Source organism: Trujillonella humicola, assembly GCF_046233715.1.
Lineage (GTDB): Bacteria > Actinomycetota > Actinomycetes > Mycobacteriales > Geodermatophilaceae > Trujillonella > Trujillonella humicola.
Map to the genome: position 1 here is coordinate 56,178 of NZ_JBJNRJ010000006.1, position 13,102 is coordinate 69,279.

The following is a 13,102-nucleotide window of genomic DNA, read 5'->3' on the forward strand; positions in this document are numbered from 1 at the left end:
CGCGGCTCCTATCCGTACGTGTCCCGCGGGCCCCGCCCGCGGACCGACCGCGGGCCCTTCTTCCAGCTGGGGGCCGTCGGTCCGACAACGCGCAACCGGGTGACGACGTCCCCGCCGACCCCCGCCCGCAGCTTCCCCAGGATCGTCGGCGCCAGCAGCCGCAGCTGGGTCGCCCACGCGGTCGACTCCGCGACGACGAGCAGCTCGCCCTCGCTCAGCGACTGCGGCCGGCAGTGCGCGGCGATGTCGGGCCCGACCAGCGCGTCCCACCGGCCGAAGACCGTCCCCACCCGGGTGTGCGCCGTCCAGTCCTGGTCGCTGACCAGCGAGTCGACCAGCCGGCCCAGCGGCTGGGGGTCGTCGGCGCTGGGCCCCGCCGGGGTCCACCGCCGCCGCGGGCCGGCGATCCGCCGGCGGGTCGGCTGCGGGCGGGCGGCTGCCGCGGCGCGCGCGGCCTCCAGCGCCGCCCGGGCCACGTCGCTGGGCCGGCCGGGCCGCTCCTCGGTCACGGGACCCCCTCCTCCTCGACCACGAACGCGGCGCCGCCGGCGACCTGCACCCGCGTGCCGCGCAGCTCGGCCGGGACGTCGTCGAGCACGGCCGCGGTGATCAGCGTCTGCTCCGCCGTGCGGGCGACGGCGGCCAGCGCGGCCCGCCGGTCGGTGTCGAGGGTCGCGAAGACGTCGTCGAGCACCAGGATCGGCTCCTCGCCGTCGGCCCGGAAGAGCGCCAGGCAGGCCAGCTTGAGCGCCAGCGCCAGCGACCAGGACTCCCCGTGGCTGGCGTACCCCTTGGCCGGGACCGGTCCCAGCGCGATGACCAGGTCGTCGCGGTGCGGGCCGACCAGGGTCATGCCGCGGTCGACCTCCTCCTGCCGGCGCTCGGCCACCCGCGCGCGCAGGGCGCCGGCCAGCTCGGCGACGTCGGGCAGCGGCGTCCCGGCGGACATCGGCGTGCCGTCACCGGCCAGCGGGACCGTGCTCGTGTAGCCGAGCCCGGCGACGGGCGCCTCCGGCCCGGCCACCTGCGCGTGCGCCGCGGTGACGTGCGGGACGAGGTCGGCCACCAGCCGCAGCCGCGCGCTCAGCAGCTGGCTGCCCAGGTCGACCAGGTGCCCGTCCCAGACGTCGAGGGTCGCCAGCGCTCCACCGCGCGCGAGCCGGGCGGTCTTGAGCAGGGCGTTGCGCTGCTTGAGCACCCGCTCGTAGTCGCTGCGGACGCCGGCCAGCCGCGGGGTGCGGCTGACCAGCAGGTCGTCGAGGAAGCGGCGGCGGTCGGAGGGGTCGCCGCGCACGAGCACCAGGTCCTCCGGCGCGAAGAGGACCGTCTTGACCAGCCCGAGCAGCTCCCGCGGCCGCGGCAGCGGCGCCCGGTTGACCCGGACCCGGTTGGCCCGGCCCGGGTTGATCTCGATCTCGACCAGCAGCTCCCGGTCCTCCCGGCGCAGCGCGGCCCGCACGACCGCCTGCTGCGCGCCGTGCCGGACCAGCGGGGCATCGGAGGCGACCCGGTGGCTGCTCATCGTGGCCAGGTAGCCGACCGCCTCGACGAGGTTGGTCTTGCCCTCGCCGTTGCGGCCGACGAACACCGTGGGTCCCGGACCCAGCGCGAGGTCGACCCGGTCCCAGTTGCGGAACGACCCCAGCTGCAGGTGCCGCACGTACACCTCAGGCCGCCCGACCTCCCGCCAAAATGGCCATTTTGGCGGGAGGTGGCGCGGGAGACGGGGGGACGGTGCTCACGCGGGGCGCTCGACCTCCTGGGCCTGCACCGCCTGCACCGCGTGCCCGCCGAACTGGTTGCGCAGCGCGGCGACGGCCTTCATGGTCGGCGAGTCCTCCTGGCGCGAGGAGAAGCGCGCGAACAGCGACGCGGCGATCGTCGGCATGGGGACGGCGTTCTCGATGGCCTGCTCCACGGTCCACCGGCCCTCGCCGGAGTCCTCGGCGTACCCGCGGATCCGCTCGAGCGCCGGGTCCTCCTCCAGCGCGCGGACCAGCAGGTCGAGCAGCCAGGAGCGGATGACCGTGCCCTGGGTCCAGGACTTGATGACCCCCGGCACGTCCTCGACGAGGTCGACGGCCTCGAGCAGCTCGTACCCCTCGCCGTAGGCCTGCATGAGCGCGTACTCGATGCCGTTGTGGACCATCTTGCTGAAGTGCCCGGCGCCCACCGGCCCGGCGTGCACGAAGCCCGCGTCCCCGGGCATGGGCTGGCCGGACTCGTCCTGCGGGGACGGCGGCTTGAGGGCGTCGAAGACCGGCTGGACCTTGGCGACGTCCTCCTTGGTGCCGCCGACCATCAGGGCGTAGCCGTTGTCCAGGCCCCACACGCCGCCGGAGACGCCGGCGTCGATGTAGCCGATGCCCTTCTCGCGGCACATGACGTCGTGCACCTGGTCGTCGGTGTACTTCGAGTTGCCGCCGTCGACGATCACGTCGCCGTCCTCCAGCAGCTCGGACAGGGCCTTGACCGTCGACCGCGTCGCCTCGCCCGCCGGCACCATCACCCACACGACGCGCGGCGCCTGCAGGGCACCGACCAGATCCTCGAGGCTGGTCACGTCCCGCTTCTCCGAGTGCCGGTCGTAGCCGACGACCTCGTGCCCGGCCCGGCGGATCCGCTCCGCCATGTTGCCGCCCATCTTGCCCAGTCCCACCAACCCCAGCTGCACGGCTGCAGTCCTTCCTGTCGCGGTCGACCGTTGTCAGGCCGGGCCCGCGCGACGGTGCGCAGGTGCCCCGGGGTGCCCGGTGCCCGGGCCGGCCGCCCGGGACACCTGCCAGGCTGCCCGGACCGGCGGCCGGGCGCGCGGCGGCTCAGCCGGGCAGGCGCACCGGCATGATCAGGTAGCGGTAGTCGGCGCCCTGCTCGGCCGGGCGGGCGGCGGCCTCCTCCTCGCCGGCGGACGGCTCGGCCACCCCGGAGAGCACGGCCGGCTTCAGCGGACTGGTGAAGTCCATCCGGGCGCGCGGGGTGTGCACGGCGGCGAGGCCGTCGAGCAGGAACGACGGGTTGAAGCCGATGGTCAGGGACTCGCCCTCGAACTCGACGTCGCAGCGCTCCTCGGCCTGCCCCTCGTCGTCGGTGCCGCCGGCGCGGAGGGTGACCTGCCCGGGGGTGAACTCGCAGCGCAACGGCGTCCCCCGCTCGGCGACCAGGGCCACGCGCTTGGCGGCGTCGGTGAACAGGCCCACGGGCAGCGTCGCGTGGGCGTGCGACTCGGTCGGCATGATCGCCCGGTACTTCACGAACTCCGCGTCGAGCAGCCGGGTCGTGGTCTGCCGGTCCTTGCCCGACAGCCCCAGGATCCCCTCGCCGGCTCCGCTGGAGGACAGCGAGACGACGATCTCCGGACCGCTGGTCAGCGTCTTGGCCGCATCGGCGAGCGTGCGGGCCGGCACGAGGACGGCGGCCGAGAGCCCGGGGGCCTCCGGGCGCCAGGCGAACTCGCGCACGGCCAGCCGGTAGCGGTCGGTGGCGGCCAGCGTCACCCGGTCGTCGTCGATCTCCAGCCGGACGCCGGTGAGCATCGGCAGCGTGTCGTCGCGGCCGGCGGCGACGGCGACCTGGCCGACCGCCTCGGCGAAGACGTCGCTGTCCACGACGCCCGCGGACGAGGGCATGGCCGGCAGGGAGGGGTAGTCCTCCACCGGCAGCGTCGGCAGGCTGAATCGCGCGTTGCCGCAGGTGATGGCCAGCCGGGGACCCTCGGCGCGCACGTCGACCGGGTGCGGCGGCAGGGCCCGCGTGATCTCGGCCAGCAGCCGGCCCGGCACCAGCGTGCGCCCGCTCTCACCGGCCTGGACGTCGACCTCCGCGCGGGCCGAGACCTCGTAGTCGAAGCCGGAGACGGACAGCTGGCTGCCGTCGACCTCGAGCAGGATCCCGGCGAGCACCGGCACCGACGGCCGGGGCGGCAGGCTGCGCGCCGTCCACGCGACGGCATCGGAGAGCACCTCTCGCGCCACCCGGAACTCCATGACCTGATCCACCCCTGCTCGTCGTCCGCTGCGGTGCCACCGCGGTACCCGGCGGGGACGCCGGACCGGGGTGCGGTCCCCCATCGTGCCGTGCGCACCGGGTCGGGGGGAAACCGCCGTCGCGCGATCGGGGGTCGGCGGGAACCGTCAGTGGCCCCTGATCTCCTGCTGCGGTACGGCCCGCGAGGCCCTGCCAGCGGGCCGTCCCCACCCAGAGTGTGGTTCGAGAACTCCTCGAGAGAACTCCCTCATCCTCGTCATCACTGGTGTGGAACCTGGGGATCGAGGTCGTCCGCGCAGGTCAGCCCCCGAGTCGACATGTGGGTGCGGTGTGCGTGGCCGGCGCGCTCCCCGTGTCGACACGTGGACAACGCAGCCGTCGTCAACGTCTCCCCGCCGTCGTCCACGACCTGTCCCCTCGCTGCCCACGTCCTGTCCCCAGGTCGTCCCCGCACCGGCCGGCGGGAGGTGGACCGGAGGCGTTCGCCAGGTGACGAGCGGATGACGAAGCCGCTGGTCAACAGGCTTATCCACCCCGGTGGACAGGCGGGCCGCGACGGCGGGTCCGGTGTCCCCCGGACGGGTGAGCGCACACCGTCCCGGCCGGGATTCCCCAACCTGTGCACATCCCTGGGGACAACTGATCGACCTGTCGACCGAGCTCACCGCCCCGCGACCGCCGATGACCGCCCGCCAGGCGGCCGATGACCTCGCACCCGCGTCCCTCTCCCTGTGGAAGGAGAGAGGTCAAGGGTGACGGCGGTTCGCAGGAGCACGGGGACGGACCTTGGTCACAGGGGACGGAAGGCAGCAGGAGTGAACCGGTCGCGGGGGTCCGGAGGACCTCCCGACCGGGACACGGGCAACGGCTCAGCGGCACCCGGGGACGGCACCTGGCCGCGGTGCGGTCCGGAGGACCGCGATGTCACGACGGTGCGGTCCGGAGGACCGCGATGTCACGACGGTGCGGTCCGGAGGACCGCAGATCACTCAGGACCGGGTCCCCGCTCAGGACCGGGCGCGGCTCTTGATGCGGGCGGTCAGCTCCGTGACCTGCGTGTACGTGGCGCGCCGCTCGCTCATCAGGTTGGTGATCTTCTTGACGGCGTGCATGACCGTGGTGTGGTCCTTGCCGCCGAAGGAGGCGCCGATCCGCGGCAGCGACAGCTCGGTGAGCTCGCGGCACAGGTACATCGCGATCTGCCGCGCGTTGACCAGCGTGCGGCTGCGGTTGGAGCCCTGCAGCTCCTCCATCGTCACGGAGAAGTACTCGGCGGTCGCGGCCATGATGATGGCCGCGGTGATCTGCGGTCCCTGCTCGTCGCTGATCAGGTCCTTGAGCACGAGCTCGGCCAGGGGCAGGTCGACCTGCTGCTTGTTGAGGCTGGCGAATGCGGTGACGCGGATCAGCGCGCCCTCGAGCTCGCGGATGTTGGTCTGCACCTTGCTGGCGATGAACTCCAGCACCGGGTCGGGCACCTGCAGCCGCTCGCCGTAGGCCTTCTTGCGCAGGATCGCGATGCGGGTCTCCAGGTCCGGTGCCTGGACGTCGGTGATCAGCCCCCACTCGAAGCGGGTCCGCAGCCGGTCCTCCAGCGTCGTCAGCTTCTTCGGCGCGCGGTCGGAGGTGATGACGATCTGCTTGCTGGCGTTGTGCAGCGTGTTGAAGGTGTGGAAGAACTCCTCCTGCGTGCGCTCGGCCCGCTCGAGGAACTGGATGTCGTCGATCAGCAGGAAGTCGATGTCGCGGAAGCGCCGGCGGAACTCCTCGGCCCGCCCGGAGTGCACCAGGTTGATGAACTCGTTGGTGAACTCCTCGGTGCTCACGTAGCGCACCCGCACGTTGGGGAACATCCGCGCCGCGTAGTGCCCGATCGCGTGCAGCAGGTGTGTCTTGCCCAGCCCGGAGTCGCCGTAGATGAACAGCGGGTTGTAGGCGCGCGCCGGTGCCTCGGCGACGGCGACCGCCGCGGCGTGGGCGAACCGGTTGCTGTTGCCGATGACGAAGCTGTCGAAGACGTACTTCGGGTTCAGCCCCGGGTCCGAGCCGGTGGCCCGCCGGTCGTTGCCGAACAGGGCCACGGCCTCGCCGCCGCCCCGCGCCTGCCGGCGACCGCGGCCGGCGGCCTCCTCGGCGGGGCCCTCCCCCGGGAGGCCGGCCGGCTCGTCGACGTCGAACGGGAGGACGGCGGCCTCGTCACCGCCGCCCCAGTCCCGCTCGGCGGCACGGCGGCGCCGGACCGGCGGGGGACCCGGTGCCACCTCGGCGGGCGGCGGCGGGACCTCGCGCTCCCAGGCGGGGGCCGCCGGCTCGCCGGCCCACGGGGCGGGGGCGCCGTCGCGTTCCCACGCGGGTGGCGCGTCGCTGCGCACCCCGAAGGCGCTGCGCCCGTCGTCGGCGCGGTCCCGGGTCTGCTGGTCCTCCTCGAGCCGGGACGTCTCGGCGGCAGACCACGGCCGGCGGGTCGGCAGCTCCTCCGCCTCCGCCTCGCGGCCGGTGTCGGCGGGCGCGTCCTCCAGCTGGACGGCGACGCGGATGTCGCGGCCGAGCTGCTGGGACAGCGCCTCGGCGAGCACCCGGCGCATCCGGGACTCCAGCACCGCCTGGGTGAACCCGTTCGGCGCGGCGAGCACCATCGTGTCCTCGAACAGTCCCAGCGGCCGCGTGAGGTTGAGCATCGCGTTCTGCTGGGGGGACAGGCTGGCGGCCAGCCGCCCGCGGATCTGGTCCCAGACGGTGGCCAGGTCCACCGTGGCGTCGGCCATGGCCGCGTCCTCCTCCAGCTGTGTCGTCCGGCTGCCGCCCCCGCGACCCGGTGCGCCGTGGGCTCCGGTGCGCCGCGTCCTCCGCCGGCGGCCGGTCCTCCCCCGGGGACCCGAGCTGTGGACATCCGGACACCACCGTTCCACACCGGTGTCCACAGGCTGTGCACGACAGGGAGGGGACGGTCGGCGGTTCCGCGGGAACGGAGCCGCCGGCACGCCGTCTCGCAGGTCAGGACGGAGAAGAGGCTCGGACGGAGCGGGGGGTGGCGGGCGGCGGGCCGATGGTCCGGCCCCGTGCAGCCGGACCGGGGACCGGGCCGGAGCAGCGGCGACGCTAACAGCCCCGTCCACAGGCGGGCAACGACGGCCGGCCCCTCCGTCGGCGCGTCGCCGGGCGTGTCGTGCCGCCGGCTGCGGCGCGTCGTCGCGCTCCGGGCACACCGGTGGGGGAACCTGGCGAGTCGGGCTCGCCCGGGCGCCCGGCCGGTCGCCGTCCTCGGCTATGCTGGTCGGAGTCCGTGGCCGGTCCGCGGCACCTCGGCGCGCCCGCGCGCCGGTGTGCACCGGGGGTCGCCGTGGTCGACCAGCTTCCGGGGGGCACCCGGGTGCGGCTGCCGCCGTCCCAGTGTCGCCCCGCGCCTCCCCGCCCACCGGCGGGTGGGCACCGCCTCTGTCGTGTAGTGGGAGTACTCCGTGAGCAAGCGCACGTTCCAGCCGAACAACCGTCGTCGGTCCAAGACCCACGGCTTCCGGCTGCGTATGCGCACCCGCGCGGGCCGGGCGATCATCGCCGGCCGTCGGCGCAAGGGTCGCGAGAAGCTCTCCGCCTGACGTGTTGCCCGCGCAGGCCCGCCTGCGCCGGCGTCCGGAGTTCACCGCGGTCGTCCGGTCGGGTCGGCGTGCCGGGCGGCCGACCATGGTGCTCCACCTCCTCCCCGAACGCCCGGGGCCCGAGCCGGGAACGGCCGGCCCCCGGGCGGGCTTCGTCGTGGGCAGGGCGGTGGGGAACTCCGTCGTCCGGCACCGGGTGACGCGGCGGCTGCGCGCGGTGGTGCGCGAGGAGCTGCACCGGCTCCCCGGCACCGCCGACCTCGTGGTGCGCGCCCGGCCGGAGGCGGCCGACGCGCCCTCCGCGCGGCTGCGGGCCGATCTCGTGTCCGGCCTCGACCGCGTGCTGGGTCCGCGGGCCCGCGCCCGATGAGCCCGCCGCGCCGGGGTCCGGTCGCCCGGCTCCTGCTCGCCGTCATCGGCTTCTACGCGCGAGCGGTCAGCCCGGCCCTCCCCCCGCGCTGCCGCTTCGCACCCACCTGCAGTGCCTACGCCGCCGAGGCCGTCGCCGTGCACGGTGCGGGCCGGGGGTCGTGGCTGGCGCTGCGCCGCCTGCTGAAGTGCGCTCCCTGGCACCCCGGCGGCTACGACCCGGTGCCGCCGCGGCGCGGCGGCGGAACCCCCGCGCCCGACGCTGCGTCGGGCAGGGCGGTGCCCGCGCCGGCGCCCGTCGCCGAACCCGAGCGGTCGCGCCGCGACCCGACGTCCCCGCCGGCCCACGGCCGGTCAGCGCAGCAGGAGGCCCGCGTTGCTTGACTGGTTCTATACCGCCATCTCGTGGGTCATGGCGCGGTGGCACTCGCTGTGGAACTGGGCCTTCGGGGACCCCGCGGCCGAGAGCGCGCTGGGCGGCCTGACGTGGGTGCTCGCGATCGTGTTCCTCGTCGTCACGATCCGGATCGTGCTGTTCCCGCTGTTCGTCAAGCAGATCAAGTCGCAGCGGGCGATGCAGGAGCTCCAGCCGGAGATGCAGAGGCTCCGCAAGCAGTACGGCAGCGACCGTCAGGGCATGGCGCAGGCGCAGCAGCAGCTCTTCAAGGAGCGCGGGGTCAACCCGCTGGCCGGCTGCCTGCCGATCCTGCCGCAGATCCCCGTCTTCTTCGCGCTGTTCCACGTGCTCCGCCGGCTGGCGCCCGAGGCGGAGGGCCTCTACTCCTGGACCGACGACCTCACCGACCAGGCCGCCCGGGCTCAGCTGTTCGGCGCGCCGATCTCCTCCCAGTTCAACATGACCGGGGAGAAGGAGGAGGCGATCCTCGCCATCGCGGGGGTCAGCTACACCAACATCCGGGTCGTCGCGTTCATCCTGATCGTGATCATGTGCGTGACGACGTTCTTCACGCAGAAGCAGATCATGCGGCGCTCGGGCCCGGTCGAGGGCCAGGCCGCGATGATCCAGAAGCTGCTGCTGTACGGCATGCCGCTCGGTCTGCTCGTCAGCGGGTTCTTCTTCCCGATCGGCGTGCTCGTCTACTGGTTCACCAACAACCTGTGGACGCTGGGCCAGCAGTTCTACGTCCTGCGCAAGATGCCCCCGCCGGGCTCGCCCGCCGCGCTGGCCAAGAAGGAAGCCGAGAAGCCCGCCGTCGACCCCAAGACCCTGGCGCCGAAGCCGGGGGCCAAGCCGGTCCGCGGCAAGGGGGGCCGGCCCGTGGCGTCGCCGGCGGCGCCTCCGGCGGGTGACGCGGGGACGCCCGCGGCCGGTACCGGGAACGGTGCGGCGCCGTCCGGCAGCAGTGCCGCCGGGGGGGCGGGCGTCGACGGTGCCGGGAGCGCCCCGGCCGGCGGCGGGGAGCGCGCCGCGCCGGCCAACCGCGGCAAGCGCAAGCGCCGCTGAGCGACGGGGTCGCCGAGCCCGCGGGCCGGCACCCGGCGCCGCGCACAGACCACCGGGGATGCCCCGGCCGCCTGCACCCACAGGGAGGAACCCCATGAGCGCCCCGAACTCCTCGACGACGGACACCGCCGCCGAGACCGAGCTGCCCGACCCCGGCGCGGCCGACGCCGACGCCCTGGTCGAGCCGGCGGAACCCGCCGACGACCCCGCCGACGACCCGGCCGACGACCTCCTGGTCCGCGAGGGCGACGTCGCCGGTGACTACCTGGAGCGGCTGCTCGACATCCTCGACGTCGACGGGGACATCGACCTGGACGTGGAGGGCGACCGGGCCTCGGTGGCCATCGTCGGAGGTCAGCTCGACGACCTCATCGGCGGGGACGGCGCCGTCCTGGAGGCGCTGCAGGAGCTGACGCGGCTGGCCGTCGCCCAGTCCACCGGTGTCCGCAGCCGCCTCATGCTCGACGTCGGCGGGTACCGGGCGAAGCGGCGGGCGGAGCTGGCGAGGCTGGCCGCCGAGACGGCGGGCCGCGTGGCGCAGAGCCGGCAGCCCGAGCGGATGGCCCCGATGAACCCCTTCGAGCGCAAGGTCGTGCACGACGTCGTCGCCGGGGTCGCCGGGGTGCGCAGCGAGTCGGAGGGTGAGGAGCCCGGCCGGCGGGTCGTGGTCCTGCCCGACAGGTGACCAGCGGAGAGCAGCGGGCGGCGGCCCCACGGGTCCCGGCCGCCCCACCGGCCACGGAGGTCACCCCCCCGCCGGCACCGGAACTCGCTGCCGCGGTGTTCGGCGGGGCGCTGTCCTCCGCGCAGGCCTACGTGGCACGGCTGGCCGGTGACGGGGTCACCCGGGGGCTGATCGGGCCGCGGGAGGTTCCCCGTCTGTGGGAGCGCCACGTCCTCAACAGCGCCGCGGTCGCCGAGGCGGTGCCGCACGGGGCGAGGGTGGTCGACGTCGGCAGCGGAGCGGGCCTGCCTGGCATCCCGCTGGGCCTGGCCCGGCCGGACGTGACCCTGACGCTGGTGGAGCCGATGGCCCGGCGGGTGGAGTTCCTCTCCGAGGCCGTCGCCGAGCTCGGCGCGCCCTGGCGGGTGGTGCGGGGCCGGGCGGAGGAGCGCTCGGTCGTCGCTGCCGTCGGACCCGTCGACGTCGTGACCGCTCGGGCCGTCGCTCCTCTCCCGCGACTGGTCGCCTGGTGCCGCGGGTTGCTGCGCCCGGGGGCGGCGCTGGTCGCCCTGGTCGGCGCCCGTGCACTGGAGGACCTCCCCCGGATGCTGCCCCAGCTCGAGGCCGCGGGAATGCGCGACGTCCACCCGCGGGCCGTCGGCGTGGAGTGGGGGGAGGCTGCCACTACCGTGGTGGTGATGACGCGCGGACGTCGCTGAGGCCGTCCGCTCAGACCGACCGTTCCACGTGGAACGCGGAGCGTGAGGACGCGCGTGTTCCACGTGGAACGGACCCAGGAAGGACCTCGATGAACGACCCGGGCCAGCGGCTGCGGAGCAGTCTCGCCGCCGATCAGGCGGCCATGGCCCAGTTCTCCCCCTCCGGCGAGGAGTTCGACAGCCCGATCGCCATGGAGGCGCTGCGCGCCACCCGTGTGCTGCACGCGGCCAACCAGGATCCCTTCCCGCGGCCGGGCCGGATCCGGGTCATCACGATCGCCAACCAGAAGGGCGGGGTCGGGAAGACCACGTCGACGGTCAACCTCGGCGTCGCCCTCGCCCTGTACGGGTTGCGGGTGCTCGTCATCGACCTCGACCCGCAGGGCAACGCGAGCACCGCCCTCGGTGTCGAGCACAGCGTGGGCACCCCGTCGATCTACGACGCGCTGGTCGGTGACCGGGAGCTGGCCGAGGTGGTCCACCCGACGTCGGCCAGCCCGCAGCTGCGCTGCGTGCCGGCGACGATCGACCTGGCCGGCGCGGAGATCGAGCTGGTCTCGGTCGTCGCCCGCGAGTACCGGCTGCGCCGGGCGATCGAGGGCTACCTGCAGGGTCTTCCGGAGGACGAGCGGCCGGACTACGTCCTGGTGGACTGCCCGCCCTCGCTGGGGCTGCTCACGCTCAACGCGCTCGTGGCCGGGGACGAGGTGCTCATCCCCATCCAGTGCGAGTACTACGCGCTGGAGGGCCTCGGCCAGCTGCTCAACAACATCGAGCTGGTGCGGGCCCACCTGAACCCGGGGATCTCCGTCCGCACGATCCTGCTCACGATGTACGACGCCCGCACCAAGCTCGCCGACCAGGTCGCCGACGAGGTCCGCAACCACTTCGGCGACCTCGTCCTCCCCACGGTCATCCCCCGCAACGTGCGTGTCAGCGAGGCTCCCGGCTACGGCCAGTCCGTGCTGACCTACGACCCCGGCTCCCGGGGGTCCACCAGCTACGTGGACGCCGCCCGCGAGCTGGCCCAGCGCGGCGTCGCCATGACCCCCGAGGTCGACGGGCGACCCTCCGGCGCACGCGGCGCCTATCCCCCGCCGCTGCCGCCGCGCGCGTTCCCCGGCACCGATGCGGCCACCGTCGACGTCGGCAGCGCGCCGGCCCCGTCCTCCGAGGAGTCCCGATGAACAAGCGTGGCGGTCTGGGCCGGGGCCTCGCGGCGCTCATCCCGACGAGCGCACCGCCCGTGGAGCAGCCGGCGCCGGCGGCCGTGGACCAGCCGGCCGTCGGGGCCCCCGTGGCCGACCCTCCGCCGGTCCAGCTGCTGCCGAAGGCGGCGCAGGCCGCCGACAGCGTGGCCGAGACCGTGGCCCGGCAGGTGGAGGAGACCGTCGGCGTCCCCGGGGCGCAGTTGCGCGAGGTGGCCGTCGGGGACGTCGTCCCCAACCCGAAGCAGCCGCGCCAGGTGTTCGACGACGAGGCGCTGGAGGAGCTCACCCACTCGGTGCGCGAGTTCGGGCTGCTCCAGCCGATCGTCGTCCGCGAGCGGAGCCTCGAGGACGGCCGGGTCGGCTACGAGCTGATCATGGGCGAGCGGCGGCTGCGCGCCGCGCGCGCCGCCGACCTGGAGACCGTCCCGGCGATCATCCGGGACACCGAGGACGACGCGCTGCTGCGCGACGCCCTGCTGGAGAACATCCACCGCGTCCAGCTGAACCCGCTGGAGGAGGCCGCCGCCTACCAGCAGCTGCTCGAGGAGTTCGGGGCCACCCACGAGGAGCTGGCGCAGCGCATCGGCCGCAGCCGATCGCAGGTCACCAACACGATCCGGCTGCTCAAGCTCCCGGTGAAGGTGCAGACCCGCGTGGCCGCCGGGGTGATCTCCGCCGGGCACGCCCGGGCGCTGCTCGGCCTCGCCGAACCGGAGGCGCAGGAGGCGCTGGCCGCCCGGATCGTCGCCGAGGGCATGTCGGTCCGGGCCACCGAGGAGGCGGTCGCGCTCGCCGCGGCCGAGCAGCCGACGGCGACCCGGCGCGCCCGCCGGATCGTGGCTCCCGGCGTCGAGGACCTCGCCGGCCGGCTCTCCGACGCGTTCGAGACCAAGGTGAAGATCCAGATCGGCCGGGCCAAGGGGCGGATCGTCGTCGAGTTCGGGTCGGTCGACGACCTCCAGCGCATCATCGGTCACATGGCCCCGGACATCACGGGCCGCCGCACCGATACGTAGGCCTCGCGCCTTTCGTCACCTTGGAAAGGCCCCCCTGCAGGGCCCCGCCGCGAGCTCGCGAGTGGCGGGGGGCAGGGG

General features: G+C 74.6%; 13 protein-coding genes. 8 read left to right on the forward strand and 5 right to left on the reverse strand.

Annotation, left to right across the window (positions count from 1 at the left end; genetic code table 11):
• Positions 1–8: 8 nt before the first annotated feature.
• The 5 genes from ACK586_RS05190 to dnaA form a co-directional block, all read right to left on the reverse strand.
• Positions 9–509, reverse strand: a complete 501-nt coding sequence (locus ACK586_RS05190) for a DciA family protein (RefSeq protein WP_409329386.1) — start codon at positions 507–509, stop codon at positions 9–11.
• A complete protein-coding gene (gene recF, locus ACK586_RS05195; RefSeq protein ID WP_409329387.1) occupies positions 506–1,660 on the reverse strand; it encodes a DNA replication/repair protein RecF in 1,155 nt (384 codons plus the stop codon). Before recF ends, ACK586_RS05190 begins: the two co-directional genes overlap by 4 nt.
• A 78-nt stretch (positions 1,661–1,738) precedes the next feature.
• Positions 1,739–2,674 carry a phosphogluconate dehydrogenase (NAD(+)-dependent, decarboxylating) gene (gene gnd, locus ACK586_RS05200; RefSeq protein WP_409329388.1) on the reverse strand — a complete coding sequence of 312 codons (936 nt, stop codon included), beginning with the start codon at positions 2,672–2,674 and terminating at the stop codon, positions 1,739–1,741.
• 145 nt (positions 2,675–2,819) lie between these two features.
• Positions 2,820–3,983 carry a DNA polymerase III subunit beta gene (gene dnaN / locus ACK586_RS05205; RefSeq protein WP_409329389.1) on the reverse strand — a complete coding sequence of 388 codons (1,164 nt, stop codon included), beginning with the start codon at positions 3,981–3,983 and terminating at the stop codon, positions 2,820–2,822.
• Positions 3,984–4,991: 1,008 nt separating this feature from the next.
• Positions 4,992–6,749, reverse strand: coding sequence for a chromosomal replication initiator protein DnaA (dnaA, locus tag ACK586_RS05210; RefSeq protein ID WP_409329390.1), 1,758 nt, complete (start codon positions 6,747–6,749; stop codon positions 4,992–4,994).
• A 693-nt stretch (positions 6,750–7,442) separates the two neighbouring features.
• Between dnaA and rpmH the strand changes: the two genes are divergently transcribed.
• The 8 genes from rpmH to ACK586_RS05250 all read left to right on the forward strand — a co-directional run bounded on the left by rpmH (position 7,443) and on the right by ACK586_RS05250 (position 13,024).
• Positions 7,443–7,580, forward strand: a complete 138-nt coding sequence (gene rpmH, locus ACK586_RS05215; RefSeq protein ID WP_089305879.1) for a 50S ribosomal protein L34 — start codon at positions 7,443–7,445, stop codon at positions 7,578–7,580.
• Position 7,581: 1 nt separating this feature from the next.
• Entirely contained in the window at positions 7,582–7,950 is a 369-nt protein-coding gene (gene rnpA / locus ACK586_RS05220) for a ribonuclease P protein component (protein WP_409329391.1), read from the forward strand.
• Positions 7,947–8,333, forward strand: coding sequence for a membrane protein insertion efficiency factor YidD (gene yidD / locus ACK586_RS05225; RefSeq protein WP_409329392.1), 387 nt, complete (start codon positions 7,947–7,949; stop codon positions 8,331–8,333). The genes rnpA and yidD overlap by 4 nt, the downstream gene beginning before the upstream one ends.
• Positions 8,326–9,414, forward strand: a complete 1,089-nt coding sequence (gene yidC / locus ACK586_RS05230) for a membrane protein insertase YidC (RefSeq protein ID WP_409329393.1) — start codon at positions 8,326–8,328, stop codon at positions 9,412–9,414. Before yidD ends, yidC begins: the two co-directional genes overlap by 8 nt.
• Positions 9,415–9,508: 94 nt before the next feature.
• Entirely contained in the window at positions 9,509–10,099 is a 591-nt protein-coding gene (locus ACK586_RS05235) for a Jag family protein (protein ID WP_409329394.1), read from the forward strand.
• The gene (rsmG, locus tag ACK586_RS05240; RefSeq protein ID WP_409329395.1) at positions 10,096–10,797 is read left to right on the forward strand and encodes a 16S rRNA (guanine(527)-N(7))-methyltransferase RsmG; all 702 of its coding nucleotides are present in this window, start codon (positions 10,096–10,098) and stop codon (positions 10,795–10,797) included. The genes ACK586_RS05235 and rsmG overlap by 4 nt, the downstream gene beginning before the upstream one ends.
• Before the next feature lie 89 nt (positions 10,798–10,886).
• Positions 10,887–11,984 (forward strand): ParA family protein, encoded by a 1,098-nt coding sequence (locus tag ACK586_RS05245; RefSeq protein ID WP_409329396.1) that lies wholly within the window; start codon positions 10,887–10,889, stop codon positions 11,982–11,984.
• Positions 11,981–13,024 carry a ParB/RepB/Spo0J family partition protein gene (locus ACK586_RS05250; protein WP_409329397.1) on the forward strand — a complete coding sequence of 348 codons (1,044 nt, stop codon included), beginning with the start codon at positions 11,981–11,983 and terminating at the stop codon, positions 13,022–13,024. The genes ACK586_RS05245 and ACK586_RS05250 overlap by 4 nt, the downstream gene beginning before the upstream one ends.
• The last annotated feature ends 78 nt before the right edge of the window (positions 13,025–13,102 follow it).

What these genes read in the sequence shown, in the direction of transcription:
- dnaN (WP_409329389.1), bottom strand. Translation starts at nt 3,983, where the DNA reads ATGGAGTTCCGGGTGGCGCGAGAGGTGCTCTCCGATGCCGTCGCGTGG.
- dnaA (WP_409329390.1), bottom strand. Translation starts at nt 6,749, where the DNA reads ATGGCCGACGCCACGGTGGACCTGGCCACCGTCTGGGACCAGATCCGC.
- yidD (WP_409329392.1), top strand. Translation starts at nt 7,947, where the DNA reads ATGAGCCCGCCGCGCCGGGGTCCGGTCGCCCGGCTCCTGCTCGCCGTC.
- ACK586_RS05235 (WP_409329394.1), top strand. Translation starts at nt 9,509, where the DNA reads ATGAGCGCCCCGAACTCCTCGACGACGGACACCGCCGCCGAGACCGAG.
- ACK586_RS05245 (WP_409329396.1), top strand. Translation starts at nt 10,887, where the DNA reads ATGAACGACCCGGGCCAGCGGCTGCGGAGCAGTCTCGCCGCCGATCAG.
- ACK586_RS05250 (WP_409329397.1), top strand. Translation starts at nt 11,981, where the DNA reads ATGAACAAGCGTGGCGGTCTGGGCCGGGGCCTCGCGGCGCTCATCCCG.